20 protein-coding genes and 5 pseudogenes are annotated in these 25,164 nt (G+C 61.9%); 11 read left to right on the top strand and 14 right to left on the bottom strand.

All coding sequences use genetic code 11. From position 1 onward, the window contains the following. Positions 1 to 17: 17 nt before the first annotated feature. On the bottom strand, positions 18 to 1,064 hold the full coding sequence (locus tag GR197_RS03580) for an AraC family transcriptional regulator (protein ID WP_164006653.1): 1,047 nt from the start codon (positions 1,062 to 1,064) through the stop codon (positions 18 to 20). A gap of 137 nt (positions 1,065 to 1,201) precedes the next feature. Between GR197_RS03580 and GR197_RS03575 the strand changes: the two genes are divergently transcribed. From GR197_RS03575 to lpdA, 7 genes are all read left to right on the top strand, one after another. Continuing rightward, the gene (locus GR197_RS03575) at positions 1,202 to 1,969 is read left to right on the top strand and encodes a 3-hydroxyacyl-CoA dehydrogenase (protein ID WP_164006652.1); all 768 of its coding nucleotides are present in this window, start codon (positions 1,202 to 1,204) and stop codon (positions 1,967 to 1,969) included. A gap of 20 nt (positions 1,970 to 1,989) precedes the next feature. After that, positions 1,990 to 3,189 carry an acetyl-CoA C-acyltransferase gene (locus tag GR197_RS03570; RefSeq protein ID WP_164006651.1) on the top strand — a complete coding sequence of 400 codons (1,200 nt, stop codon included), beginning with the start codon at positions 1,990 to 1,992 and terminating at the stop codon, positions 3,187 to 3,189. A 4-nt stretch (positions 3,190 to 3,193) separates the two neighbouring features. Continuing rightward, complete coding sequence (locus tag GR197_RS03565; protein WP_164006650.1) at positions 3,194 to 4,321, top strand: acyl-CoA dehydrogenase family protein; 1,128 nt, start codon at positions 3,194 to 3,196, stop codon at positions 4,319 to 4,321. 62 nt (positions 4,322 to 4,383) lie between these two features. Beyond that, positions 4,384 to 5,616, top strand: a complete 1,233-nt coding sequence (locus GR197_RS03560) for a 3-methyl-2-oxobutanoate dehydrogenase (2-methylpropanoyl-transferring) subunit alpha (protein WP_164006649.1) — start codon at positions 4,384 to 4,386, stop codon at positions 5,614 to 5,616. A gap of 1 nt (position 5,617) precedes the next feature. Further along, the gene (locus tag GR197_RS03555) at positions 5,618 to 6,631 is read left to right on the top strand and encodes an alpha-ketoacid dehydrogenase subunit beta (RefSeq protein WP_164006648.1); all 1,014 of its coding nucleotides are present in this window, start codon (positions 5,618 to 5,620) and stop codon (positions 6,629 to 6,631) included. Positions 6,632 to 6,633: 2 nt separating this feature from the next. Then, entirely contained in the window at positions 6,634 to 7,860 is a 1,227-nt protein-coding gene (locus GR197_RS03550; RefSeq protein ID WP_164006647.1) for a 2-oxo acid dehydrogenase subunit E2, read from the top strand. Between the two features lie 3 nt (positions 7,861 to 7,863). Continuing rightward, positions 7,864 to 9,261: a dihydrolipoyl dehydrogenase gene (lpdA, locus tag GR197_RS03545; protein ID WP_164006646.1), complete on the top strand. Its 1,398-nt coding sequence runs from the start codon at positions 7,864 to 7,866 to the stop codon at positions 9,259 to 9,261. A 96-nt stretch (positions 9,262 to 9,357) separates the two neighbouring features. Here lpdA and GR197_RS03540 read toward each other — a convergent pair whose 3' ends face one another. The 3 genes and pseudogenes from GR197_RS03540 to GR197_RS03530 form a co-directional block, all read right to left on the bottom strand. After that, positions 9,358 to 10,179, bottom strand: coding sequence for an Ig-like domain-containing protein (locus tag GR197_RS03540; RefSeq protein WP_164006645.1), 822 nt, complete (start codon positions 10,177 to 10,179; stop codon positions 9,358 to 9,360). A gap of 377 nt (positions 10,180 to 10,556) precedes the next feature. Next, positions 10,557 to 10,875, bottom strand: a pseudogene (locus tag GR197_RS03535) (ISNCY family transposase); the annotation flags it as partial. A 48-nt stretch (positions 10,876 to 10,923) separates the two neighbouring features. Next, positions 10,924 to 11,295: pseudogene (locus tag GR197_RS03530) on the bottom strand (IS6 family transposase); the annotation flags it as partial. A gap of 208 nt (positions 11,296 to 11,503) precedes the next feature. Between GR197_RS03530 and GR197_RS32220 the strand changes: the two are divergent. Further along, positions 11,504 to 11,608 (top strand): annotated as a pseudogene (locus GR197_RS32220) (molecular chaperone DnaJ); the annotation flags it as partial. Between the two features lie 37 nt (positions 11,609 to 11,645). Here the strand turns inward: GR197_RS32220 and GR197_RS32845 are convergent. From GR197_RS32845 to GR197_RS03480, 9 genes and pseudogenes are all read right to left on the bottom strand, one after another. Continuing rightward, a pseudogene (locus tag GR197_RS32845) lies at positions 11,646 to 11,778 on the bottom strand (LysR family transcriptional regulator); the annotation flags it as partial. A gap of 274 nt (positions 11,779 to 12,052) precedes the next feature. After that, positions 12,053 to 12,667, bottom strand: a pseudogene (locus tag GR197_RS03515) (nucleotidyltransferase family protein). Beyond that, on the bottom strand, positions 12,660 to 13,589 hold the full coding sequence (locus tag GR197_RS03510; protein WP_164006643.1) for an XdhC family protein: 930 nt from the start codon (positions 13,587 to 13,589) through the stop codon (positions 12,660 to 12,662). The pseudogene GR197_RS03515 and the gene GR197_RS03510 overlap by 8 nt, the downstream one beginning before the upstream one ends. 322 nt (positions 13,590 to 13,911) lie before the next feature. Next, on the bottom strand, positions 13,912 to 14,541 hold the full coding sequence (locus GR197_RS03505; RefSeq protein WP_164006642.1) for an isochorismatase family protein: 630 nt from the start codon (positions 14,539 to 14,541) through the stop codon (positions 13,912 to 13,914). A 31-nt stretch (positions 14,542 to 14,572) separates the two neighbouring features. After that, entirely contained in the window at positions 14,573 to 15,604 is a 1,032-nt protein-coding gene (locus tag GR197_RS03500) for a leucyl aminopeptidase (RefSeq protein WP_164006641.1), read from the bottom strand. A gap of 13 nt (positions 15,605 to 15,617) precedes the next feature. Continuing rightward, positions 15,618 to 16,415, bottom strand: coding sequence for an alpha/beta fold hydrolase (locus tag GR197_RS03495; RefSeq protein WP_164006640.1), 798 nt, complete (start codon positions 16,413 to 16,415; stop codon positions 15,618 to 15,620). A 13-nt stretch (positions 16,416 to 16,428) separates the two neighbouring features. Beyond that, positions 16,429 to 17,130, bottom strand: a complete 702-nt coding sequence (locus tag GR197_RS03490; RefSeq protein ID WP_164007230.1) for a maleate cis-trans isomerase family protein — start codon at positions 17,128 to 17,130, stop codon at positions 16,429 to 16,431. Positions 17,131 to 17,289: 159 nt separating this feature from the next. Then, entirely contained in the window at positions 17,290 to 17,979 is a 690-nt protein-coding gene (locus GR197_RS03485) for a TetR/AcrR family transcriptional regulator (protein ID WP_062945230.1), read from the bottom strand. Positions 17,980 to 18,055: 76 nt separating this feature from the next. Then, positions 18,056 to 18,484 carry a MarR family winged helix-turn-helix transcriptional regulator gene (locus GR197_RS03480; protein ID WP_164006639.1) on the bottom strand — a complete coding sequence of 143 codons (429 nt, stop codon included), beginning with the start codon at positions 18,482 to 18,484 and terminating at the stop codon, positions 18,056 to 18,058. Positions 18,485 to 18,755: 271 nt separating this feature from the next. Here GR197_RS03480 and GR197_RS03475 point away from each other — a divergent pair, with 271 nt between their 5' ends. From GR197_RS03475 to GR197_RS03465, 3 genes are all read left to right on the top strand, one after another. Continuing rightward, complete coding sequence (locus GR197_RS03475) at positions 18,756 to 19,244, top strand: (2Fe-2S)-binding protein (protein ID WP_164006638.1); 489 nt, start codon at positions 18,756 to 18,758, stop codon at positions 19,242 to 19,244. Further along, positions 19,237 to 22,647, top strand: coding sequence for a molybdopterin cofactor-binding domain-containing protein (locus GR197_RS03470; RefSeq protein WP_164006637.1), 3,411 nt, complete (start codon positions 19,237 to 19,239; stop codon positions 22,645 to 22,647). Before GR197_RS03475 ends, GR197_RS03470 begins: the two co-directional genes overlap by 8 nt. Before the next feature lie 133 nt (positions 22,648 to 22,780). After that, entirely contained in the window at positions 22,781 to 23,920 is a 1,140-nt protein-coding gene (locus GR197_RS03465) for an FAD-dependent monooxygenase (RefSeq protein WP_204330049.1), read from the top strand. A gap of 101 nt (positions 23,921 to 24,021) precedes the next feature. Here the strand turns inward: GR197_RS03465 and GR197_RS03460 are convergent, their stop codons facing one another. Beyond that, positions 24,022 to 25,041 (bottom strand): LacI family DNA-binding transcriptional regulator, encoded by a 1,020-nt coding sequence (locus GR197_RS03460; protein WP_164006635.1) that lies wholly within the window; start codon positions 25,039 to 25,041, stop codon positions 24,022 to 24,024. Between the last annotated feature and the right edge of the window lie 123 nt (positions 25,042 to 25,164).

Below are 25,164 nucleotides of genomic sequence, written 5' to 3'. Positions count from 1 at the left end.
CGCCAAGTCGCGCCGTTCTATGACGTCGCCGATGACGCGAATCTCATCTTACCGCTCGCGCTCCTTTCCCCGGACCCCTCCCGCCGGAAAGCCTCCGGACTCTTGCCTATCCACTTCCGGAAGGCCCGAAAGAAGGCGCTGGGTTCGGAATAGCCGAGCTGCACAGCGATCTCGCCGATGGTGTTCGATGTGCTTAGCAGCAGTTCGACGGCAAGGTCGCGGCGGATGTCGTCCTTGATGGCGGCATAGCTTTGCCCCTCATCGTGCAGACGGTGGCGGAGCGTGGAGGGCGGCATGCGCATATCGGCGGCGAGCTTGGCGAAGTTCGTCCAGGCATTGGGCGTCGCAAGGTTCAAGCGCCGGCGGACGGCGGCGGCGATGCCGGCATCGTAACGGTAGCGCACCAGAATATTGGCAGGCGCGCCGCGCAGGAACTGTTTCAGCGCCTGTTCGCTGCGTGATATCGGCAGGTCGAGCAGGGCGCTGTCGAAGCCGAGCCGGCTGATGGCTTGCGAGAACCGCACCGGTGCTCCGAAGAAGAGCTGGTAGTCGGCGCCTTGGCGGGGCTCGGCGCAGCGGAAGTCGACGAGCTTGATCGGGATACGCCGGCCGACCAGCCAGCAAATGATGCCGTGCAGGATGATCCAGTAGGTGCGGTAGGCGAAGGCCGAACGCGGCTCGCCGGCATCGGTGAGCTCGACCTCAGCCAAGCCGTCGCGAATGACGAGCCGTCCCCGGGGATCGTCGAGCACGACATCGAGAAAGCGCAGCGCCCGGCGGAGCGCATGTCCGAGTGTTGGTGCATGCAGCACGCAATGGCAAAGCAGGGTGAAGCTGCCGCTGCGCATCGGCCGTGCGCCCATACCGAAGAATTCGTCGTCGAGCGCGGCCGCGATCGCCAGCCAAAGCGCGCCATAGGTCTCCGCCGAAACCGGCTGGTCGATGACAGGCGGAAGGTTGACGCGGGCAAGGATCGGCGCCGTCGGCTTGCCCAACCGCCGCAGGCTGTCGAGCGCCTCCTCCACGAAACCCGGCGCGATCATGCGTCGCTCGATCTCGGCCATATATCAATCCCTGCTATGGCAAAACTGGCCGATATAATGGAGCAGTTCTGTCATCGCTTGCAATAGGTGGAGCGAATAGAATCGCTGCTGCCGGTTGTGCCTGGGGGACGGCGCGGGCGGCAGGGAGGAACAGGTTCATGCTAATCCCAGGTGCAAGCTTCATCGTGACAGGCGGCGGCTCCGGGCTCGGCGCGGCAACGGTGCGCGCGCTGGTCGAGGCGGGCGGGCGCGTGACGATTGCCGATCTCAATCCGCAGGCGGGCGAAGAGATTGCCCGGCAATACGGGCGCGATGTCCGCTTCGTCCAGGCGGATGTGACCGATGGCGAGGCGGGTGCAGCAGTGGTCGCCGCGGCGGTCGATGCCTTTGGCGGCCTGCGCTGCCTGGTGAATTGCGCCGGTGTCGCGCCGGCCGAAAAGGTGATCGGCCGCGATGGACCGCACCGGCTGGAGAGTTTTGCCCGCACAGTCGGCATCAATCTCATCGGCACCTTCAACATGATCCGGCTTGCCGCTGCTGCGATCCGGAATGCGGAGCCGGATGCGGAAGGCGAACGCGGCGTCATCGTCAATACGGCTTCGGTTGCCGCCTTCGACGGACAGATCGGCCAGGCAGCCTATGCCGCCTCCAAGGGCGGCGTGGCGGCGATGACCTTGCCGGTCGCCCGCGAGCTTGCCCGTTACGGCATTCGGGTCGTCTCGATCGCGCCCGGCATTTTCGAGACGCCGATGATGGCTGATATGCCGGCCGAGGTTCAGGCCGCACTCGGCAAGAGCGTGCCCTTTCCGCCGCGGCTCGGCCGGCCGGCGGAATTTGCCGGGTTGGTGCGCCATATCTTTGAAAACAATATGCTGAACGGCGAGGTCATCCGCCTCGACGGCGCATTGCGGATGGGTGCGCGGTGAGCGTCGCCCGAGGAGGAAAGATGGCTTTGCAGGACCCCATCGTCATCGTCGGTGCAGCGCGCACCCCGATTGGCAGCTTTCAGGGAGAGTTGAAGGAGGCGACAGCACCAGAGCTCGGAGCAGCGGCGATCCGCGCAGCGCTCGAGCGCAGCCGCGTCGAGGCCGAGGCGATCGAGGAGGTCATTTTCGGCTGTGTGCTGCCGGCAGGCCAAGGGCAGGCGCCGGCCCGCCAGGCGGCCATCCATGCCGGCCTGCCGTTTGCGACTGCGGCCAGCACCGTCAACAAGATGTGTGGCTCGGGCATGAAGGCGGTGATGATGGCGCATGACCTGATCGCCGCCGGCAGTGCTTCGGTGGCGGTCGCAGGCGGCATGGAAAGCATGACGAATGCACCCTATCTCCTTGATCGAGCCCGTGCCGGCTACAGGCTTGGCCATGGGCGGGTCGTGGATCACATGTTTCTCGACGGGCTGGAGGATGCTTATGACAAGGGGCGCTTGATGGGCAGCTTCGCGGAGGATTGCGCCGAGGCCTATCAGTTCACGCGCGAGGCGCAGGACAACTACGCCATCGCCTCTCTGACGCGGGCGCAGAAGGCGATTGCCGACGGCTGTTTCGAAAGCGAGATCGTGCCGGTCACGGTCAAATCGGGGAAGAGCGAGCAGGTGGCGAGCCGCGACGAACAGCCCGGCAAGGCCAGCCTCGACAAGATCCCGACGCTGAAGCCCGCCTTCCGCGACGGCGGCACGGTGACCGCCGCCAATTCCAGCTCGATCTCCGATGGTGCTGCAGCCCTCGTGCTGATGCGCCGTTCCGAGGCGGAGCATCGCTGCCTGAAGCCGCTCGCCACCATTCTCGGCCATGCCACCCATTCACAGGCGCCCAATCTGTTCGCCACCGCGCCGATCGGCGCGCTGCAGAAGCTCTCCGACCGGACCGGCCTGGCGCTCTCGGACGTCGATCTCTTCGAAATCAACGAAGCTTTTGCCGTCGTCGCGATGGCGGCGATGCGCGATCTCGACCTGCCGTATGAGAAGGTGAATGTGCATGGCGGCGCCTGTGCGCTCGGCCATCCGATCGGCGCATCGGGAGCCCGGATTCTAGTGACGCTGCTTTCGGCATTGGAGCGCTACGGCTTAAAGCGCGGCATGGCGGCACTCTGCATTGGCGGCGGCGAGGCGACGGCCGTCGCCATCGAGCGGCACGAGGCGAGAGGTTGAACAGATGATCCTTTCCGAACTCCAGCAACAAATCTCAGATCTCGCCCGCGACTTTGCCCGCGACCGGCTGGCGCCGGGAGCGGCCAAACGCGACCGGGAACATCTCTTCCCGCGCGAGGAATTGAAGGAGATGGGCGAACTCGGGCTGCTCGGCATGCTGGTGCCGGAGGCCTATGGCGGGTCGGATACCGGCGTTATCGCCTACGCCGCAGCCCTGGAGGAGATTGCCGCGGGTGACGGGCCGTGTTCGACAATCATGAGCGTGCACAGCTCGGTCGGCTGCGTGCCGATCCTGAAATTCGGCACCGAGGAGCAGCGGCAGCGGTTCCTGCCGAAACTGGCGAGCGGCGAATGGATCGGCGGCTTTGCGCTCACCGAGCCGCAGGCTGGTTCCGATGCCTCGAACCTGAAGACCCGGGCGCGGCGAGACGGCAACGACTACGTGCTCGATGGCGCCAAACAATTCATCACCTCAGGCAAAAACGGCAATGTCATCATCGTCTTTGCCGTCACCGATCCCAATGCCGGCAAGAAAGGCATCACGGCCTTCATCGTGCCGACGGACACACCAGGCTACGAGGTGATCCGCGTCGAGGAAAAGCTCGGGCTGCATTCCACCGATACCTGCCAGATCGCCTTTAGCGGCATGCGCATTCCGGCCTCGCTCAGGCTCGGTGCAGAAGGTGAAGGCTATCGCATCGCGCTTGCCAATCTCGAGGGTGGGCGGATCGGTATTGCCGCGCAGGCCGTCGGCATGGCGCGGGCGGCCTTCGAGGCGGCGCGCGACTACGCCAAGGAGCGCACGGCCTTCGGCAAGCCGATTTTCGAGCATCAGGCGGTTGCCTTCCGCCTGGCCGATATGGCGGTGCGGATCGAGGCGGGCCGGCAGCTCACCTTCCATGCCGCCGCCTTGAGGGAAGCCGGATTGCCCTGCCTGTCGGAAGCCTCAATGGCGAAGCTCTTTGCCTCCGAAATGGCCGAGCGCGTCTGCTCCGAGGCCATCCAGATCCATGGAGGCTATGGCTACATGGCCGATTACCCGGTCGAGCGCATCTACCGCGACGTGCGCATCTGCCAGATCTACGAGGGAACGAGCGACGTGCAGCGCATGGTGATCGCACGCAATCTGTAAGAACATCTCCGGCCTGCTTCCGGGGAGGGACGCATGGCCGGCAAAGGGAGGAAAGAAAAAACATGGTGGATTCCACGCGTTTGAGCCTGCACGTCCCCGAACCCGCCGTCCGCCCGGGCGGTCAGCCCGATTTTTCCAACGTCAAGATTGCCAAGGCCGGTGCCGTGCCACGGCCGGAGGTGGATGTCGCTTCGGAAGACATCCGCGAGCTCGCCTATTCGATCATCCGCGTGCTGAACCGCGACGGCGAGGCGGTCGGCCCCTGGGCAGGGTCGCTCTCCGACGAGGAATTGCTGACCGGGCTTCGCAACATGATGAAACTGCGTGCCTTCGACGCCCGCATGCTGATGGCGCAGCGCCAGGGCAAGACCTCCTTCTACATGCAACACCTCGGCGAGGAGGCCGTCAGCTGCGCCTTCCGCAAGGCGCTCATCAAGGGAGACATGAATTTCCCGACCTATCGCCAGGCGGGCCTGCTGATCGCAGACGACTATCCGATGGTCGAGATGATGAACCAGATTTACTCGAATGAGAGCGATCCCTTACGCGGCCGGCAGCTGCCGATCATGTATTCCTCCAAGGAACACGGCTTCTTCACCATCTCCGGCAATCTCGCCACCCAATATGTGCAGGCGGTCGGATGGGCGATGGCCTCGGCGATCAAGAACGACAGCCGCATCGCTGCCGCCTGGATCGGCGACGGATCGACGGCGGAATCGGACTTCCACTCTGCGCTCGTCTTCGCCTCGACCTATAAGGCGCCCGTGATCCTCAACATCGTCAACAATCAATGGGCGATCTCCACCTTTCAAGGCATCGCCCGTGGCGGCTCCGGCACCTTCGCCGCTCGCGGCCTCGGCTTCGGCATTCCAGCGCTGCGGGTCGATGGAAACGACTATCTCGCCGTCCATGCCGTCGCCCGCTGGGCGGCCGAGCGGGCGCGGCGCAATCTCGGCCCGACGCTGATCGAATATGTGACCTACCGCGTCGGCGCGCATTCGACTTCTGACGATCCGAGCGCCTATCGGCCGAAGACGGAATCGGAGGCCTGGCCGCTCGGCGATCCCGTGCTGCGGCTGAAGAAACATTTGATCGTCAAGGGCGCATGGTCGGAGGAGCGGCATGTGCAGGCGGAGGCTGAAATTGCCGACGAGGTGATCGAGGCGCAGCGTCAGGCGGAAGCGCATGGCACGCTGCATGCCGGCGGCAGGCCTTCGGTGCGCGATATTTTCGAGGGCGTCTATGCCGAGATGCCGCCGCATATCCGCCGCCAGCGGCAGAAGGCGGGGTACTGACATGGCCAGGATGACGATGATCGAGGCGGTGCGTAGCGCCATGGATGTCTCGATGGCGCGCGACGACGATGTCGTGGTGTTTGGCGAGGATGTCGGCTATTTCGGCGGCGTCTTTCGCAGCACGCAAGGGCTGCAGGCAAAATACGGCAGGACTCGCTGCTTCGATACGCCGATCAGCGAATCCGGCATCGTCGGCACGGCGATCGGCATGGCCGCATACGGACTGAAGCCCTGTGTCGAAATCCAGTTCGCCGATTACATGTATCCCGCCTATGATCAGCTGACGCAGGAGGCGGCGCGCATCCGCTACCGTTCCAACGGCGATTTCACCTGCCCGATCGTCGTGCGTATGCCGACCGGCGGCGGCATCTTCGGCGGCCAGACGCACAGTCAGAGCCCGGAAGCGCTCTTTACCCATGTCTGCGGGCTGAAAGTGATCGTGCCTTCCAACCCTTACGACGCCAAGGGCTTGCTGATCGCGGCGATCGAGGATCCCGATCCCGTCATGTTCCTGGAGCCGAAGCGGCTCTATAACGGCCCCTTCGACGGCCATCACGAGCGGCCGGTGACGCCCTGGTCGAAACACGAGCTCGGCGAGGTGCCCGACGGTCATTACACCATCCCGATCGGCAAGGCCGAACTGCGGCGCACGGGGTCGGCGGTGACCGTGGTTGCCTACGGCACGATGGTGCATGTGGCTCTTGCTGCGGCCGAGGATGCCGGCATCGATGCCGAGGTGATCGATTTGAGAAGCCTGCTGCCGCTCGATCTCGATACGATCGTCAAATCGGTTTCGAAGACCGGGCGCTGCGTCGTCGTGCATGAGGCAACGCTGACGTCGGGCTTCGGCGCCGAGGTGGCAGCGCTGGTGCAGGAACATTGCTTCTATCATCTTGAAGCGCCGGTGGTGCGCGTTGCCGGCTGGGACACGCCCTATCCGCATGCGCAGGAGTGGGACTATTTCCCCGGTCCCGGCCGTGTCGGGCGGGCGCTTGCCGAAGTCATGGAGGCCTGAACGTGGGCGAATTCATCATCAAGATGCCCGATGTCGGGGAAGGGGTGGCCGAGGCCGAGCTTGTCGAATGGCACGTGAAGACCGGAGATCCGGTCCGCGAGGACATGGTGATTGCCGCCGTCATGACTGATAAGGCGACCGTGGAAATTCCCTCTCCCGTCAACGGCACCGTCATCTGGCTTGCCGGCGAGGTCGGAGACCGTATCGCGGTGAAGGCGCCGCTGGTGCGGATCGAGACGGCGGGCGATGCCGGCGAGGCGCAGCCCGTGCAGATCTCGCAGGCGCCGGCTGCCGAGACAACGAAAATCGAGGCTGCGAAGCCTGCTCCGGCAGCGCCGGCTCCTGCGGCTGCGGCTGAAAAGCCGCTCGCCGCGCCTTCGGTGCGGCTCTTCGCCAGGGAAAATGGCGTCGATCTCAGGCAAGTACAGGGAACGGGAGCGGCCGGGCGTATTCTGCGCGAAGATATCGAGCAGTTCCTGGCTCAGGGAACGGCGCCTGTGACGGCCAAGAACGGCTTTGCCAGAAAGACGGCGACCGAGGAGATCAAGCTGACCGGCCTGCGCCGCCGCATCGCCGAGAAGATGGTGCTCTCCACCTCGCGCATCCCCCACATCACCTACGTGGAAGAGGTTGATATGACCGCGCTCGAGGAGTTGCGCGTCACCATGAACACTGACCGCAGAGAAGGCCATCCGAAATTGACGGTTCTGCCCTTCCTGATGCGGGCGCTGGTCAAGGCGATTTCCGGGCAGCCTGACGTCAACGCCACTTTCGACGACGATGCTGGAATCATTACGCGTTATAGCGCCGTGCATATCGGCATCGCCACGCAGACGCCGGCCGGTCTGACCGTGCCGGTGGTGCGGCATGCGGAGGCCCGCGGCATCTGGGATTGCGCCGTGGAGATGAACCGGCTGGCGGAAGCGGCGCGCTCGGGGACGGCGACGCGCGACGAGCTTTTGGGCTCGACCATCACCATCAGCTCGCTCGGCGCGCTCGGCGGGATCGTCTCGACGCCGGTGATCAATCATCCCGAAGTGGCGATCATCGGCGTCAACAAGATCGCCACACGGCCGGTCTGGGACGGCGCGCAGTTCGTACCGCGCAAGATGATGAACCTCTCCTCCAGCTTCGATCATCGCATCGTCGACGGCTGGGATGCGGCGACCTTCGTGCAGCGCATCCGTACGCTGCTGGAAACGCCCGCGCTCATTTTCATCGAAGGCTGAGCCATGAAAGAAATTGTCTGCAAGCTCCTCGTCATCGGCGCCGGTCCGGGCGGTTATGTCTGCGCCATCCGCGCCGGACAGCTCGGCATCGATACCGTCATCGTCGAGGCCGGCAAGCCGGGCGGCACCTGCCTGACGGTCGGCTGCATTCCGTCCAAGGCGTTGATCCATGCGGCCGAGGAATTCGACGCGACGCAAAAGATGCTCGCCGGCAAGAACCTGATGGGCATCCGCGTCGAAGGCGCGTCGATCGATCTTGGCAGGACGATCGCCTGGAAGGATGGCATCGTCGGCCGGCTCACAGGCGGTGTCTCGGGGTTGCTGCAGAAGTCGCGGGTCAAGATCGTCCACGGCCGGGCTCACTTCCGCGACGGCAAGACGGTGGAGGTCGAGACGGAGACCGGCCAGCAGATCATCCGCGCCGAGACCGTGGTGATCGCCACTGGCTCCGATCCGGTGGAGCTTGCCAACCTGCCGTTCGGCGGCCGCGTCATTTCCTCGACGGAGGCGCTGTCGCTGACGGAGCTGCCGAAGAAGCTCGTCGTGGTCGGCGGCGGGTATATCGGGCTGGAACTCGGCACGGCCTTTTCCAAGATGGGCTCCGAGGTGACGGTCGTCGAGGCGACACCACAGGTGCTGCCGCTCTATGATGCCGATCTGGTGCGGCCCGTCCTGCGCAAGCTGACCGAAGGCGGTGTCCGGGTGTTGACGGAGGCGAAGGCGATCGGTCTTACCGACAACGGCGAGGCATTGATCGTCGAAACATCGGATGGCCGCCGAGAGACCCTGCCGGCAGACGGGATCCTCGTGACCGTCGGCCGCCGGCCAAGAACCGCAGGTTCCGGTCTCGAAGAGCTCGATCTCGATCGCGCCGGCCCTTATCTCAGGATCGACGACCGCTGCCGCACCTCCATGCGGGGCATCTATGCGATCGGCGACGTGACCGGCGAGCCGATGCTGGCCCATCGAGCCATGGCGCAAGGGGAGATGGTGGCCGAGATCATCGCGGGCAAGAAGCGCGCCTGGGACAAGCGCTGCATTCCGGCCATCTGTTTCACCGATCCGGAGATCGTCAGCGCCGGCCTTTCGCCGGCGGAAGCGCGGGCGCAAGGCTATGAAATCCGCACCGGCCAGTTTCCGTTCAGCGCCAACGGACGAGCGATGACGATGGTCTCGGAGGAAGGCTTCGTGCGTGTCGTCGCCCGCGCCGACACCAATCTCGTGCTCGGCATCCAGGCGGTGGGGGCAGGCGTCTCTGAGCTCTCGGCGGCTTTTGCTCTGGCGATCGAGATGGGCGCGCGCCTGGAAGACATCGCTGGCACCATCCACGCGCATCCGACCCGCAGCGAAGCGGTGATGGAGGCGGCGCTGAAAGCCTTGGGAAGCGCTTTGCATATTTGACGAGAAGCACAGTCAATAAGCAGGCGATGATGAGTGGTTATTGCCAGGCGGAGGCCAGTTGGCGTGGAGCGCGCAAAGCCGCTTTTCTGCCAATGGTCAGACCAGGACGGTGAAGTTGTCAAACGCAAGCTGCGGAAAGCCTGTCGGCTCTACGTCAGGATGAATATCGAAGCGGACGAAGTCGACGGCTCCGAGGGCTTCCAAGGAGATATGCTGGCCGTCGGCAATCGTGTCTCCATAGACCGTAACAGCCATCTCGCTCACCTTGTTGCCACCGATATAGCCCTCAAAGGTTACAAGGGCATCGACCCCTTCGTAACCAGGGTCGAAATTGGTCGCGACGTCGACGCCCTTTATCGTGAAGAGCTTGCCGTCAGCGTGATTGAAAAAGGGATTGTAGGGATTGCTGATGACGTACTCGTTGCCGTTCGCTTCGGCGACCGCCCAGAGATTGCCGTCAAGTTTGTCGCCAAACTTGAAGCCCGCATAACCCGAGGCGATATCGGGCTGCCCGGGATATTCCCTGGGGGCGTTTTCGAAATCGATAGAATACAGCCCCTGCGGCGGGGCGTTGACGGCGATGTGGAGGTTGCTGACGTCAGTGCCGCCTTTTCCATCGGAGGTCTTGAATGAAAAATTCTCCGAAAATAGGCTACCAGGCTCGAGGCTTGCCGGGTCGTTGACGTTGTAAGCATAGCTGCCGTTGCTCCAAATCGTCAGCGTTCCGTGCGCGCCCTCTACCGTAAGAGATCCGGGCTCACCGGCTTTGTTGGGGATTCTCATGCCGTTGACGAACTGAACTTGAAGCAGATCGCCATCTTCGTCCGAAGCGTTTTCGAGGAGGTTGCCTTCGACGGCTTCCGTTGGGGAGTAGTCGTGGATCGACACGCTGGGCACGGTTGGTTTGTGATTTGCCATGGCTCGCCTCCCGAAAGATGAGCGTGGAAAGGACATCGGGCAGCGGCCCGAACGCTGCAAATAAACTTTCTACCAAATCTTGAGTCAAGCAACAAAATACACGCTCCAAGGGAAGTGGAGCGTGGAGCGTCGCTGCGACCGCAAACTTGCAGCGATTAGGAAGGGATGGGCAGCCGGAGGGAGAGGATCCTCGCATGAATGAATTGTGGCAGCGATGTTGAAATGTCCGCCGTTGCACAAGTTAGAATGTCCGTTTCGGTGTCCACACGGCATGACGACCAGCCCCGATCTGAGCGGCTGGTCGGGGTTGCAAGATCAGATCGGGGCGGGTGAGGGGCACCCTTCGGCTTTAGCTTTGAGACGATGCGATTGACGCCTCACTCGGCAGCGTCAAGCTTTGCCAGCGCCGCTTTGCGGCGTTCGATCACCGCCGGGTCGTTCATAAAATCTGTCCGCCGTCCCGGACCGTGAGCCCGTCGCACATAGCCGTTCTTCTCGCTGTTGGTCTTCACCACCGGCTTCGACGGTTGCTCCTGGCGCTCCTTGATATAGGCCAGAACATCGCCGAGTCGCTTGTTCTCGGTGATCGCCGCATGGATCACCCGCTGGTCCTTGTCGAACACCTTGTAGGGCAAGGGAATGCCCCTTCCAGCGCACGTCCAATCGACCACCCCGGCTACATACATTGGTGGCATAATGAACATTATGGAACTTCGCGGCTCGAAGGACTACTTCCTGCGTGTCGAGTAGACGCTTTGCAGCCTTAGCATTGTGGCGGCTTTGCACCAGAACGTCGAGAACAAAGCCATCCTGATCGACGGCCCGCCAAAGCCAATGCTTCTTTCCCCGAATGGTGATGACGGTCTCATCAAGATGCCATTTGTCGCCGAGCTTTCCGGCTGAACGCTTCCGGATGTCGTTGGCAAAATGCCTGCCGAATTTCTCCGCCCACAATCTCACCGTCTGGTGGGAAACGATGATGCCGCGGGCGGCCAGCATATCCTCGACCATCCGCAAGCTGAGAGGAAACCGGAAATACAGCCAAACCGCATGGGCAATCACCTGAGCGGGAAACCGGTGGCGACGATATAGAGGATCACGGGCATAGCTGGTCATGCCGCCAAATCTCACATTTCGATGGCGGATCGGTTAACGTTACGGTGCCGTGCGGGCTTCTGAAAATGAACGTGCGGCAGCTCATCTTTTCACAACTCAGCAGCACCACAAGACGCCTCCCGACCTTGGCTCTCAGGAGGCGGAAGCTCTGGCGCGTTTTGGATAAAAGTGTGCGTGACCCGACCGTCACAGATTGTCATGGTGGCCAAAGATGGACCATCCTGACGCCGAAAGCGGAGATCGGAATTCGGAGGACGAGCTTCGGGCTGCGATCGACGCCTATAAGATCCTAAAATTGAACGGCTTTTGCTGAACAAAAAGAGCGCTGGCGAGCACGGGCTCAGCCTCCGTTATCTGCCCGGCCGCGCGAGCGAGCGTGCAATATCGATGATGTCGACACGCGAGGCGGTGGGGTCTTTTTCTGTTCCAGGCGACACCGAGCCCGATCTTGAAACCGACACCCCTCACCTTCTTCAGCTCGAACCCGCAGATGCACGCGACCTGATCGCCACCGTGCGCTCCACGCCAAGAGCGTTCTGCTTTTTCGCGACATCGCAAAGCTGATCTGCAAGGGAACTCTGCTTTTCCCGGACCCCTGCGAGGAAGAGAAGTCTGGAAGAGTGAACCGGACGACACCCACGCCCTGAACGAATTCGAACCAACGTGTCTCTGGTCATTCAAGAACTAAGTCGCTGAAAACATAGAACTAAGGCGTAAGGCGATTGTGAACCGAACCATCTTGCTGCCATCCAGCGAGTCAGTTCTTCATCGCGCCGCCAGCGGCCACGATATCGTCCGGCGTATCGACGTCGAGACAAGCCGCATCGCCGACATCGACATCGAGAATGGGCAGGCCTGACGTCGCAATGATACCGCACGCGCCGACGTCCCCCTCAAGTCTCAGGACCGCGTAATAGAGAGAATGTGGCAGGATAACGGGATTGCCGGGCTTACCGCGTGATACGGCGCGCACGATGGCCTCGCCGCCCGCGTTGCGAAAGGCGAAAATCAAGGCATTAAGGTGTGCCGTGGAAATGCCGGGCATATCGGCCAGCATGACGAGAATGCCGTCGGCGCCGTCAGCGCGCTTTGATGAGAACCCTGCCATGAGCGAGCTCGCCATGCCGCTGGCGTAATCGGGATTATCGACGAAAGTTTAAGCGAGCCCGTCGAGCGCGGCCTCGATCTCGCTCCTGCGATGACCCGTCACGACAATAGCGGACGCTGCATCCGCACCGAGCGCGCTCAATGCTGACCGCCGCACGAGCGGCATGCCGTCGAACTCGGCCAGCAGCTTGTGTTTCCCGCCTTCACCCATCCGGCTTGCCTTGCCGGCAGCGAGAATGACGATCGCGACCGACGCATCAAGCATAAGCAACCAGCCTTGCCGCAGCGACATCAGCCAGAACCGACAGGGCGAGCGATGTCGCATCCCGCGTCGGGCCGAACATCCCGATGGGGGCTTTGATACGAGTGATGTCGTCCTTTCCGAAACCTATGACTGTCAACCGCTCGACACGTCGACGATGCGTCCGGGTGCTGCCAAGCGCGCCGATGTAGAACCCCGGCGAGGCAAGTGCGGTTTCGAGAATAGCAGCTTCGGCGTCAAGTTCATGATGCAGGAGCACGACGGCCGTGAAGGGGTCGATGCTGTCGGCTGCGACCCTACCCCCCTCGCCCTGTTCCCTGACGATCACTTCGTAGCCGGAAGCTTCGGCCAGTCGTGCGACGGCCTGCGCTTCAATCGTCTGCCCGGAAAGGATGACGCGGGTGCGGGGACGGTAGACGTTCAGGAAATCTCGCTTGAGCCAGCACGCCCGCGGCAGCGGGTCTACCGGTTCGAGCACCTGCCGCTCTGGCGAATATGCAAGGCCGGCTGCCTGTCTGCGTTCGAGACGCTCCACAACATGCCGCAAAGCTCCGACATTTTTGAGGACATGGATTGCGACTGAGATTCCGCCGCCGCAGGGAAGGACAATGTCGAAGAAGGGCGAGCCGTCGCCGAACTTGACCGTGCGGTCGCGCCCTTGCGCCATTGCAAGAAGCGCTTCGGAAGCGAGCGCGGCTTCGACGCATCCGCCGGAGACATAGCCGCAGAATCGCCCGTCTGCTGCAACCGCCACATGAGCGCCGAGCGCGCGCGCGGCCCCGCCCCGGATTTCGACGAGGGTGGCGAGCGCCACCGCGCCGAGACCATGGGCGTCTATCGCGAAGCGAAGCAGTTCCGCAGGATCGTCGGTGGACGACGCCCGGACAGGAATTGGCGCCGTGATGGGCGCGTGTGTCTGATCCATCGGAAATCCTACAGGAGAGAGACGACGGCGATCCGGCTTTAGATTACCCGTTCTACAAGGTGTTTTAGTTCAGCGGAAGCACAATGCGCCTCCAATTTCTGCCTTTGCAGAGCAACAAGCCGAGATCACAGTCACGGCCTGATTAGCCGCCCATTTCAATTCTGTTGCTTCCAAACGCTCGCGCAGGTTTTGTTCGGAGCGGCCGAGGTTGCCAAGCGACGCGGTTGGAATCCCTGATGTCGATCGAGGTGGGATCGAAGCGCCCCCCGCCTTGAAGGCCGCTTGAACTGTGAGCTTGTAGAAGCTGCTGTGACAGGAATCATCAATGATCGGAGAGAGAGATCAACCACCGCTCGATATCATCAGCATCCGTGACGTCTGCGTACTTCTGATCCATATCGTAAAGATTGGCCTCATGCGGTGCGATGGCGCGATCAGCGCAGCAATCGGCCGGGACCAGCACGTTGAAGCCTGACTGCACGGCATCGACGACGGTTGCCCGGACGCAGCCTGAGGTCGTCGCACCGGCGACAACCAGCGTGTCGACGCCGGCACCGGTGAGAAGCGCAGCAAGAGACGTCCCATGGAACGCGGATGCGCCCTTCTTGGTGATCACAGGGTCGCCGGGCTGGATACCGGTGGCCGCATCGATCTCCACAAGCCGGCTGCCCTCGATCAGCGCCGCCATGCCGGTTGCCTTGCGCAACCAAGGCAGTTTGTTAAGTTCACCCGGATGATAGGCGATGGTCGTATAGATCACCGGCATCCCCTTGACGCGGGCAATATCGGTGAGGTGCCGTGTGGCAGCAATAGCCGTCGTCATGTCAGCAGCCGTCGGATAGGTCGTGTCGGTGAACCCGTAGGTGAAATCAACGACGACGATTCCTGGGCGAATGCCCCGCGGGACGGGCTGCCCGAACCCCGCGGTCTTGTAGGTTTCCTGCTGCGACATGTGTTACCCCTCAGGCTGGAAAGAGTGCTCGTCAGCCACGCACCATCTGGATTTCCTTCACAACAATGTCGCCGTCGATGACGACCGGTTCGTCGTCTAGGAACAGCGAGCATCCGCGCATGGGGATATCAAGGTGGCAGGCCGTATCGTTGGGCCCACCCAATTCGTTGTTGGGGCCGGTGGAGAACATAACGTTGCCATAGAAGCTGCGTGGTTCCATGCCCATGCCGCCCGGGAAGGCGCCGGGGACCAGGTTGTGCCATTTCGCATGCGGGTTCATGCCCCAGCCGACGTGGCTCATACCCATGCCACGCGGATCGTTGAAATCCTCCATGTAGGATTTGACCAATTGCGCGTCGAGCCCGCCACGGATGTCGGTCACCCAGCCCTTCTCGATGGTGTAGACGATCGGATCGCGGACGTAGATATTCTGCGGCAGGAGAATGTCGCCGGGTGCCACCACGATCTGACCGTCCACGCCGTCGTCGTCACCACCGGTGAAGACGAAGCCTGACGGCCAGTGGTCCCAACGGCCGGGCTCGTCGGTACAAGCATATTCGGTGATTGTCGGATAGGTATTGAGTTTGTAGCTAATGTCGGTTCCATGTGGTGACGTGATCCGCATGACCTTGGCCTTGGCCAACATGACACCGGCGATTTCGACCTTCTCGCGGATCTCCTTCGTCGGCAACATGCGAGCCAGCAGTTCCGGTGGCTCCACGGCGGTCAGGATTCGCGTTCCGGCCGCCTGGATTGCCATCTGCTCCGGCGAAAACAACAAAAAGATGCAGTCGATCAGCATATCGCAGGCCTTCAGCGCTTCGACCGCATCGGGCATGGCGGCAAGGCCAGTGACGCCGACATTCCAGCCGCCGACCGGCAGGGGTGCGGGCAGGCGCATGTGATACATGCTTGCGCCGAGGCGCTGGCCCGCCGCCATGAAGGCGTCCGCATAGTCCAGGCGATCACTTCCCTGCGTGAGCACGATCAGTTTTTCGCCTTGGCGAACACCAGACATCTTCAACTGGTGCAGGCAGATTTCGGTGAAGCTCGCATGGTCCATGGCTGGGTCCTTTTCAGTTCGTCGTGCGGATGGGCTGGAAGTCGACGGTGGCGGAGAGGAACCCCTCGAGGTCGTCCCAGGGGATCATGTGGCCGGCCTTTTCGACGATGCGCACGTCGATGCCGGGCTTCAGTTGCCGGATTTCGTCGATGTCGGCCGCGCCGATCACGGTCGCGCCACCGGCAACGACCAGCCGGGCCGGCGCGGTAATCTCGGGAAGGTCGGCATGGATGTCGTCTATATGGAAACCGTCATAGGCGGTGCGGATCGCATCGAGCTGGCAAGTGTGCAGCCACTCTGCACGCAGCGCATTCTGCCCATCTGTCCAACTCGGACAAAAACTGCGCATGTCTTGTCCCGAACAGCCCTTCTGCGCCATCCGGATGGAGTCCTCGTACCAGTTCCAGGCGGACGGATAGGCACGCCGTCCCGGGCCTGAAACCGGAGGATCGACGAGTATCAAGCCCGAAAATGCATCGGGAGCCTGGCGGGCCGCACGAATGGCAATGCGCGCACCCATTGAGTGGCCAAGCACGATCGGACGGCCTATTGCCGCCGTTGTCGCCAATGCCACGACGTCCGCTGCCATGGCATCCAGCGAATAATCAAGGTTGCCCGCCTCACTCAGTCCGCGACCGCGCACGTCGAGTACATGGACATCGAAGGCCGCGGCCAATCTCTCGGCTACAAAGCCCCAGGTAATAGCGGGGGAAGTAATGCCCGGAACCAGCAACATTGTCGGCCCCTGCCCCGGGAAATGGAGGAGATGCTGGCGGATTCCATTTGCATGAACATGATATCCCTTTGCCATCTGCCCGCCCTCCTCAATAGGCGCCGGACAGCAGCGTGCCGCCGCCCGGTACCTGCCTATTGAGATCAAGGGCCTGCAGCATCTGCCAGGTGGTGGCAATGGCGGCCGTCAGAACCGGCTTGCCCGTCATCGCCTCGACCATGGAAACGGCCGGCAGTGACGGCATCTGGACGCAAGCCGAAAGCACCACGACGTCCACATCGCTGGTTTTCATGCCCTTGACGATTTCCGGCAGGTTCATCGGGTCATGCGCGGCCACAGCCAAGTTGTCCGGGATTTCCAGCGCGCGCCAGTCCGAGACTTCGATCCCTTCGTTACGAATGTAGGAAACGACCAACTCCGTGAGCGGCTTCATGTAGGGCGCCACCAGCGCGATGCGCTTGGCGCCGATAGCCTTTAGGCCGTCTACGAGCGCTCCGGCAGACGTCACCACGGGCGCCGGATTGCCGTTCGCGACCGTGATGCCATGCAGGCGCGCCTGGCTTTGGCGATGATATCCGAGCCCCATCGCCATGATTGCCACCAGACAGGCATAACCCATCACATCGACCCGGGCATCGGAAAGTTCTAGCGCGCAGCGGTCGCTGTCGGCATCCATGGCGGCCAGCTCTTCCTTCGTCACGTGCTTCATCCGCATGCGAGACGAATGAAAGGTGAAACGTTCGGGCGCGATCATCTCGCGGGCGCGCAGCAGCGCTGGGATTTCCGTCTCCATCGTAACGTTCGAGCTCGGGACGATCTGGCCGATCCGATAGGTTCTCATTGCATGGCTCCATCGATCTGATGGAGAGACATTAATTATTCATTTGAATAATAACAAGCACAAATTTTCGGCTGGCCTAGGAATTGGGCGGCCGGCCGGTTTATGTCTTGTCTAGACGGGTGCGCGCAGTCCCGCTGCGAGGAAGCGGACGAGCTGGTCGAGCATTTCGTCCTTGCCGAAGGATGTCAGATGACCTTCGGTGAGATCGCTGATGCGCCCCAAGTCGTTGAGCATGAAAAGATATGCGCCGACAAGAAAGGCCATACGCACGCTGATGATGTCCTTGGGAACCTGAGGCAGCACCTGTGAAAGCGCCGATATATAGCGCTTGACCGAAGCGTCGTAGACTTCCCTTCGAAGACGTAGAGCATGCTCCTCAGGCTCAGCATGCAGCCGCGCCTGCATCGCGACGAAGGCTGCGCCATTGGGGCTCGAATACTTCATGTCCCACTGTGGTTTGAGGTAGGCAAAAACAAGATCCTCGACCGATGGGTTTTCGCTGATCTCTAAAAGCCGATCCAGGTTGACGTGTCTATGTCCCGCCAAAACTCCGCCGCGCCGCCTGAAGCATTCATCGAAGAGGTCGGCCTTCGAGCCGAAATAATACCGGATCAGCGCCTGATTGACCCCCGCAAGAGAGGCGATTTCCCGCAGATTGGCACCTTCGAAGCCCGCTTCCGCGAACGCCAATTCGGCATGATCCAAAATACTGTCGCGCAAATCCGAGGCCTTCCCAAAGCTATCGGTTCTCGGAGGTCGCCCGGGACTGCGGTTTTTTGTTTGGAGCTTTTGCTCGGCCACGCGATCGTCCTCGTCAGGCGCTTGCGCGCTTTTTCACTGGCAGTGTTTAGGCCGTTTATTATCTTAATGTATAATTTTATATCAGGCGTTTCAGCAATTGCAGAAGTTGCTCCCTTTCCGAAGGCGCTAAAGGGGCAAGCGTAGTCTCGCTGCTGCCTTTCACGTCCGGCAGCACTGCATCGAGCAGCCGGCAGCCGGTGTCGGTGATGAAAAGCGTGTAGCGTCTTCGATCTTCGCCGTCCTTCTCCACATGGATCAGATCTCTCGCCAGCAGGCGCGACACGACGCCCTTGGTGGTGGCGCCATCCATCCCGACAAGACGGCCGAGAGCGTTTTGCGAAAGCGGCTCCGACGCCTCACGCAGTCGGTAGAGTGTGGAGAATTGCGTCGGGGTCAATCCGCCCGTCATGCGCTCCATGAAGAGGGCCATATGCCTCTGATAGGCGAGACGCAGCAAGAAGCCGACCTGCTCGTCAAGGACGTAACTTTCGTTCCGGTCGGTCATCGGCGATTTCCAGCTTCTGAAGAAACAAGGTCGACCTGCAACATCCCAATGCCTGACGTCAAGCCGGAATCCCGCATAAGCGCTCTCGATGAAGCGGCGCCTGGCGCAGCGAAGGCGGGCGCGGGCAGAGACTGCTTAATAATCCAACAAATTCGTTTATTGCCTGCCGATTGTGCAAAAAATCTGCACATGCTGCGCAAATTCGTTTGCATACAAACGAATTTTCTGCTGAATTCCCGACAAGGGTCAAAAAGAGAGCCCGAGGGAACCAATGACGAATACGCTCGAACTGACGGTCAATGGGACAGCGCGCCTCCTTCAGCATCCCGGGGAACGAACCCTTCTCGACGTCTTGAGAAATGAGCTCGGCCTCAAGGGGGCAAAGTATGGCTGCGGCAAGGCGCAATGCGGCGCCTGCACCGTGCTCATCGACGGTTCGCCGGCACGGGCCTGTGTGCTGCGTGCAAAACGTGCCGTTGGACATGACGTTACCACGCTCGAAGGCCTATCCGATTCTGTGACCGGAGCTCTTTCTTTGGTCCAGGAGGCCTTTCTCGAGTGCGAAGGCGCGCAATGTGGATACTGCCTAAACGGGATGGTTATGACCGCCGCCGCTCTCCTGCAAAATAACCCGTCACCGACGCGGGAAGACATTCGCGCGGCTCTGCGCCACAATCTTTGTCGCTGCGGAACACATCTGGAGATCATCGCTTCCGTCGTACGCGCGGCCGAGCTGATCCGTGGAGCCCAGCATGACTGAAAGTCTTCCCCCCGGCAGCCTCTCGATCTATGACGAATTCTCTACCGGCCCCGCCGTCTTCCTGAGAATAGACGAGCGTGGTGTTGCCACTGGTTACAACGGCCACGTGGATCTTGGTACCGGCATCGACACTGCGCTCTCCCAGATCGTCGCCGAGGAACTGGACCTGCCGTTGAGTGCGGTGCATATGGTGCTTGGCGATACGGCTTCGACCCCGGACCAGGGGCCGACCATCGCGTCCGAAACGATCCAGGTTGCAGCCATTCCGCTGCGTCTGGCAGCCGCGCAAGCCCGCGTCTTCCTGGTGGCGGAGGCTGCCCGCCGCTATAATGCCCCAATAGATGAAATCATTATTGAGGAGGGCTGTCTCAGCTGGCGTGACAAGTCCTGTAGTTATGGTGACCTCATTGCCGAAGAGGGTATTTCGCTCAAGCTTGACCGGACGACGCCCGTCAAGCCGCAGGCGAACTACCGCATCGTTGGCCAAAGGACCGGCCGTCGCGACCTTTCTGACAAGCTGCGTGGGACGCATCCCTACATTCATGACATAGACGTTGCCAATATGGCGCACGGTCATGTCATCCGGCCGCCTTATGCCGGACGCGACAGCGGAGCCTTCGTCGGGCACAGCCTCATCCGTTACGACGAGGCCGCCGTACGAAACCTTCCCGGTTTCATCGCGGTCGTCCGCCACGGCGATTTCCTTGGTGTGGTGGCAGAGCGGGCCGACCAGGCCCAGGCAATCGCGGAGGCTTTGCCGGCGCATTGGCACCTGCCGCCTGACATCCCTGACATGGCCGATCTGCGCCAGACGCTGAAGGATCATCCCTCCACGCCGCGCAGTCTTGATCGTGCCGGCGATTTTGGCCGGGCTGTTGTCGAATGCGATGTGGCCCGGCAGCGCACCTATGTCTGGCCTTATCACGAACACGGTTCCATCGGCCCGTCCTGCGCCATCGCCGATTGGAACGGCGGCACGCCTCTCGTCTGGTCCGGCACGCAGAACCCGCACATGCTGCGCGATGATCTGGCCGTCCTTGTCGGAGTGCCGACTGAGCAGGTCGAGATCCGCCGCTATCAGGCTGCCGGTTGCTATGGGCGCAATTGCGCCGACGATGTTTGCGGCGACGCGTTGCTTCTGTCGCGCGCCATCAGGCGGCCGGTCAGGGTTCAGCTCACCCGCGCGCAAGAGCATCTCTGGGAGCCCAAAGGCGCCGCGCAACTCATGGAAGTGCACGGCGGACTAAAGGCCGGGACACTGCATGCCTATGCCATCGACACCTGGTATCCATCCAACCGGGGGCCGAACCTGTCGCTGCTGCTGACGGGCTGCATCAGTTCGGAGGCGCGACCTTCCGACATGGGTGATCGCACCATTATTCCGCCTTATCGGGTTCCTCACAGACGCATAACCGTGCATGACATGGCACCGATCGTGCGGGCTGCATGGATGCGCGGTGTTTCCGCGCTACCCAACACCTTCGCCCATGAGAGCTTCGTGGATGAACTGGCTTACGAGGCGGGCGAGGATCCGGTTGCCTTCCGGCTGCGCCATCTCGACGATCCGCGGGAGGCCGATCTTGTCCGCCGCACGGCCGAACAGGCAGGATGGGCGGAGCGTGTCGGTCCGCGCCTGCGTCGCGAAGGCCGTATGGCCTTCGGTCAGGGTTTTGCCTTCGCCACCTATGTGCATGGCAGCTTCCCCGGCACGGCAGCGGCCTCCGCCGCCTGGGTGGTGGATGTCGCTGTGGACACGGAATCCGGTGAAGTCGCGCTCACCCGCATCTTCATCGGCCAGGATCAGGGCCTCGTCATCAATCCGGACGGCGTGCGCCAGCAGATCCATGGCAATGCCATTCAGACGGCAAGCCGGGTGTTGCATGAGGAAGTGACCTTCAACGAAATTTCTCCCACACCGCAAAGCTGGGCGGCCTATCCGATCCAGACTTTTCCTGCCGTGCCCGAGATTGAAACCATGTTGATCGCGCGACCCGGGGATCCTCCGCTCGGCGTTGGCGAAAGCGCGGCGGTGCCGAGTGCGGCGGCCATCGCCAATGCTATTTTCGACGCAACTGGCGTGCGCATGCGCGAAGTGCCGTTTACACCGGAGAAAATGCGCGCAGCGCTGGCAGCTTCGGGGACCGTGCCCGCCCTCGCCGCCGCGGAGACTCGCCCGCTCCGGAGCCGAAGCCCGCTGCGCAAGAAACTGCTCGGGCTTAGCGCCGTCATCGGCGGCATGCTTGCGATGGGTACTATCGCCCTGCCGCTCAACCGGTCCGTTGCCCCTTCCGCTGCGCCTGCGTCGGGCACGTTCTCCAAGGAGACACTCGAACGGGGTCGGCAGGTATTTGCCCTTGGCAACTGCGCCACATGCCACACTGCCGATGATGGGCTGCCCAATGCAGGCGGGCGCCCAATGGTCACCCCCTTCGGCACGGTATATTCCACCAATATTACCCCCGAGCCTGAAACAGGTCTTGGCCGCTGGAGTTTCGAGGCGTTCGAGCGTGCGATGCGTCATGGTATCAGTCGCGACGGCCATAACCTCTACCCGGCCTTCCCCTACACGTCCTTTGCCAGGATCAACAGCGAGGACATGTTCTCGCTTTACGCCTACATGCAGACGCTGACGCCTGTGCGCCAGGAAACGCCGCCGTCACGGATGATCGCGCCAACCAACCTCCGACCGGCCCTCGCCGCCTGGAACTGGCTCTATCATGACGCCGCGCCCTTCACGCCCGATCCGGCCCGTAGCGAGACATGGAACCGCGGCAAATATCTGGTCGAGGCGGCGGGCCACTGTTCCGCCTGCCATGCCCCGCGCAATGTCGCCGGCGCGGAACTGCCCGAGCTGACCGGAGCCATGATCAAGGGCTGGTATGCCCCGGCCCTTGCCGGGCCGCCGGCCGCCGCCCGCGGCTGGAACGAGGACACGCTGTTTTCCTATCTGCGCCGCGGGCATTCCGAAGCAGCAACTGCATCCGGCCCGATGGCGGACGTTGTCGCGAGCCTCTCCGCCCTGCCCGATGGTGATATCCGAGCTATGGCCACGTATCTCAGCTCACTGACTGAGGGTGTTACCTCGACCGCTGTGGGCGTTGCTGAGGCCAAACTTGCCCCTTCACGGGCCAGCCGGATCTACGAAAGCGCCTGTGCCGTCTGCCATGAGCCCGCGCTTGCCGGGACAGTCACGGCGGCTCTTGCGCCGATCAGCCGGTCGGCCGCACTGCGCGCGCCCGTGCCCGATGCCCTCTTCGCCGTTCTGGACGAGGGTCTGAAGGCGCCGGACGGACTGGATCTGCGCGACATGCCGTCCTTTAACGGCGAATTCACAGACACGGAACGGGAGGCCCTCGCTAGCTATCTGCGGCAGCGCTTCGCCCCCGATTTGCCACCCTGGTAGCGCCGGAGGACCGCGATCGTGCTGGGTCCCCGGCTGATAAGGGTCCACTTCCGACGACGACAACGGCCGGTTCGCATTCGCATTGTTTGTTAGCCAACAATATGCCTGACAGAAGAAGGACACACCCATGAGCATGAACATTGAGAAGGTCGAGATCGCGGTCATCGGAGCGGGCCTTGGCGGCGCTGCGGCAGCAGCCCTGCTGGCCGGCGCCGGGTTCTCCGTGCATAGCTTCGAACAGGCCCCCGCCTTTACGCGTCTTGGCGCCGGCATTCACATTGGCCCGAACGTGATGAAAATCTTCCGCCGCATCGGCATTGAGAAGAAGCTGGAGCAGATCGGCTCCCATCCGGATTTCTGGCTCTCCCGTGATGGCATGACTGGCGACTATCTCTCGCGCATTCCTCTCGGCGATTATGGTCGCAAGGAATACGGCGCCTCCTACATCACCATCCACCGCGGCGACATGCATGCCGTCCAGATAGATGCGCTGCCGCAGGACAAGGTCCATTTCGGCCACCGCCTGATCGGCATTGAGGAGCGCGAGACCGACGTGCTGCTCACATTCGAGAACGGACGGCGGGTTGCTGCCGGTCTTGTCGTCGGCGCTGACGGCATCAATTCCATGATCCGAGACATGCTGCTCGGGCCCGAAAAACCGCGCTTCTCCGGCTGGATCGGCCATCGCGCCCTCGTCAACATGGACAAGCTACGTGGCTCGGGCCTCGAGTTCGAAGCTTGCGTCAAGTGGTGGTGGGAAGCCTCTCGCCACATCATGGCCTATGCCACCAAGGGCAATGGCAGCGAATACTATTATGTCACCGGCGTGCCGGTGGACAGCTGGGAGCATGAAACCAGTTTCGTCGACAGTTCCCGAGAGGAGATGGAAGCGATATTCGGCGGTTCCCATCCGATGGTGCAGGCACTGGTGGATGCCACCGAAACCGTCACAAAATGGCCTTTCTGGAACCGCGACCCCCTAAACCTTTGGAGCCGTGGCCGTCTCGTCATGCTGGGTGACGCATGCCACCCCATGCGTCCGCATATGGCGCAGGGCGCCTGTATGGCCATCGAGGACGCAGCGATTCTGGTGCGATGCCTCGAAGAAAGCGGCATGGCTGACTATAGTGACGCCTTCTCGCTTTATGAGGCTACACGGCGTGAACGGGCCACCAAGGTGCAGACCATATCCAACGCGAACACTTGGCTGAAGCAGCCGGAAGATCCTGCTTGGGTCTATGCCTACGACCCGCTGACCGCACCCCTCGGCTGAACCAGCGATCGTTCGCACGCGAAACAAGGCGCCGAGCAGGCCTGCCGGAAATAGTCCGGCCGGCCATGCGGCTGTTTTCGTTCGGAGCGATGACACGGGCATCAAGCGTTTGCGATAAACTCGACTTTTCCATCCACGACCAATTGCATGTGAGGAGCGTCCGGCCGCTCGATTTGACGCACCAGCCCCTCGACCAGGCTGCGCCCGACGGCCACCATATCGACGGTATGGGCGATGAGAGGGGCGGACAGGTAGCGACACATATGCGTGTTGTCACGAACGACGATGTGAAAATCGCTACCAACGGTCAGGCCTTTCCGACGCGCAGCACTCAGCGCTCCGAGAAGGCCCAGTTCGTTGGCGCAGACCAGGCCTGTCGGCGGTTCCGGGAGATCCAGCAGACGCGCGACCCAGCGTTCGCTCGCCTCCATGGTGAAATCCTCGTGGCCGATCAACTGAGGATCGATCGAAAGCCCCGCTCCAGTCATGGCCTTGGCATAACCGCTCATACGCACGGTGCTGTATTGGTCCTCGCGGGTCAGCAGTTGAAGCGCGATGCGACGGCACCCTCGATCGAACAGCATGGTCGCGGCCTGGAAGGCTATCCCTTCGTTGTCGACATCCACGAAAGCGTAGTCGAGCTCACTGCCGCTACGGCCGAAGGCGATGAACGGAATGCTGCGGTCCAGGAGAAACGGTATGCGCGGATCTTCCGATACCATTCGAGTAATCACGATTCCATCGGCGCCGCCGGCATGGATCAATCGACTGAGATTCTCCTGCGGATCTTCCTCGCGTGTGGTGGAGTATATCGAGAGGCTATACCCGTGTTCTCGTGCGGCGAGCGTCAGCCCTTCGATCAGTGGCAGTTTCGCAATGTCCGATAGGTAGTCGCGGGTTTCCATCGGCAGTATTGCGGTCAGCGCCTGTGTGAGACCTGTGCGCAAAGCCCTGCCATGGAAGTTCGGGACATAGCCCGCAGCGTTGGCGACAGCCTTTACACGCTTGATGGTGTCTGGATGAACCTCTGGTCCGTCTTTCAATGCCCTGGAAACCGTCGTCACCGAAAGACCAAGCTCTGTCGCGATCTGCCTCAGATTGGGTCTCGAATTTGCTGCCATCGCGTCTGTCAATCTTCCGTGGTTCGCTTCTCAACACACTGCCCTTTCCGCCGGAAGATTGGAAGTGGGATGGTTGAGGAACAAGATTCCGCTTGACGCGAGCGCGGATATCCATCAATCGTA

It is taken from the genome of Rhizobium phaseoli (assembly GCF_010668805.1).
GTDB lineage: Bacteria > Pseudomonadota > Alphaproteobacteria > Rhizobiales > Rhizobiaceae > Rhizobium > Rhizobium phaseoli_A.
The sequence above is the reverse complement of the archived record's forward strand: the minus strand, read 5'-3'. Positions and strand labels throughout refer to the sequence as shown.

Bases quoted from the DNA above. Each gene is read 5' to 3' on its own strand.
- GR197_RS03580 (WP_164006653.1), bottom strand. From the start codon at position 1,064: ATGGCCGAGATCGAGCGACGCATGATCGCGCCGGGTTTCGTGGAGGAG.
- GR197_RS03575 (WP_164006652.1), top strand. From the start codon at position 1,202: ATGCTAATCCCAGGTGCAAGCTTCATCGTGACAGGCGGCGGCTCCGGG.
- GR197_RS03570 (WP_164006651.1), top strand. From the start codon at position 1,990: ATGGCTTTGCAGGACCCCATCGTCATCGTCGGTGCAGCGCGCACCCCG.
- GR197_RS03565 (WP_164006650.1), top strand. From the start codon at position 3,194: ATGATCCTTTCCGAACTCCAGCAACAAATCTCAGATCTCGCCCGCGAC.
- GR197_RS03560 (WP_164006649.1), top strand. From the start codon at position 4,384: ATGGTGGATTCCACGCGTTTGAGCCTGCACGTCCCCGAACCCGCCGTC.
- GR197_RS03555 (WP_164006648.1), top strand. From the start codon at position 5,618: ATGGCCAGGATGACGATGATCGAGGCGGTGCGTAGCGCCATGGATGTC.
- lpdA (WP_164006646.1), top strand. From the start codon at position 7,864: ATGAAAGAAATTGTCTGCAAGCTCCTCGTCATCGGCGCCGGTCCGGGC.
- GR197_RS03540 (WP_164006645.1), bottom strand. From the start codon at position 10,179: ATGGCAAATCACAAACCAACCGTGCCCAGCGTGTCGATCCACGACTAC.
- GR197_RS03510 (WP_164006643.1), bottom strand. From the start codon at position 13,589: ATGGATCAGACACACGCGCCCATCACGGCGCCAATTCCTGTCCGGGCG.
- GR197_RS03505 (WP_164006642.1), bottom strand. From the start codon at position 14,541: ATGTCGCAGCAGGAAACCTACAAGACCGCGGGGTTCGGGCAGCCCGTC.
- GR197_RS03500 (WP_164006641.1), bottom strand. From the start codon at position 15,604: ATGGACCATGCGAGCTTCACCGAAATCTGCCTGCACCAGTTGAAGATG.
- GR197_RS03495 (WP_164006640.1), bottom strand. From the start codon at position 16,415: ATGGCAAAGGGATATCATGTTCATGCAAATGGAATCCGCCAGCATCTC.
- GR197_RS03490 (WP_164007230.1), bottom strand. From the start codon at position 17,130: ATGGAGACGGAAATCCCAGCGCTGCTGCGCGCCCGCGAGATGATCGCG.
- GR197_RS03480 (WP_164006639.1), bottom strand. From the start codon at position 18,484: ATGACCGACCGGAACGAAAGTTACGTCCTTGACGAGCAGGTCGGCTTC.
- GR197_RS03475 (WP_164006638.1), top strand. From the start codon at position 18,756: ATGACGAATACGCTCGAACTGACGGTCAATGGGACAGCGCGCCTCCTT.
- GR197_RS03470 (WP_164006637.1), top strand. From the start codon at position 19,237: ATGACTGAAAGTCTTCCCCCCGGCAGCCTCTCGATCTATGACGAATTC.
- GR197_RS03465 (WP_204330049.1), top strand. From the start codon at position 22,781: ATGAACATTGAGAAGGTCGAGATCGCGGTCATCGGAGCGGGCCTTGGC.
- GR197_RS03460 (WP_164006635.1), bottom strand. From the start codon at position 25,041: ATGGCAGCAAATTCGAGACCCAATCTGAGGCAGATCGCGACAGAGCTT.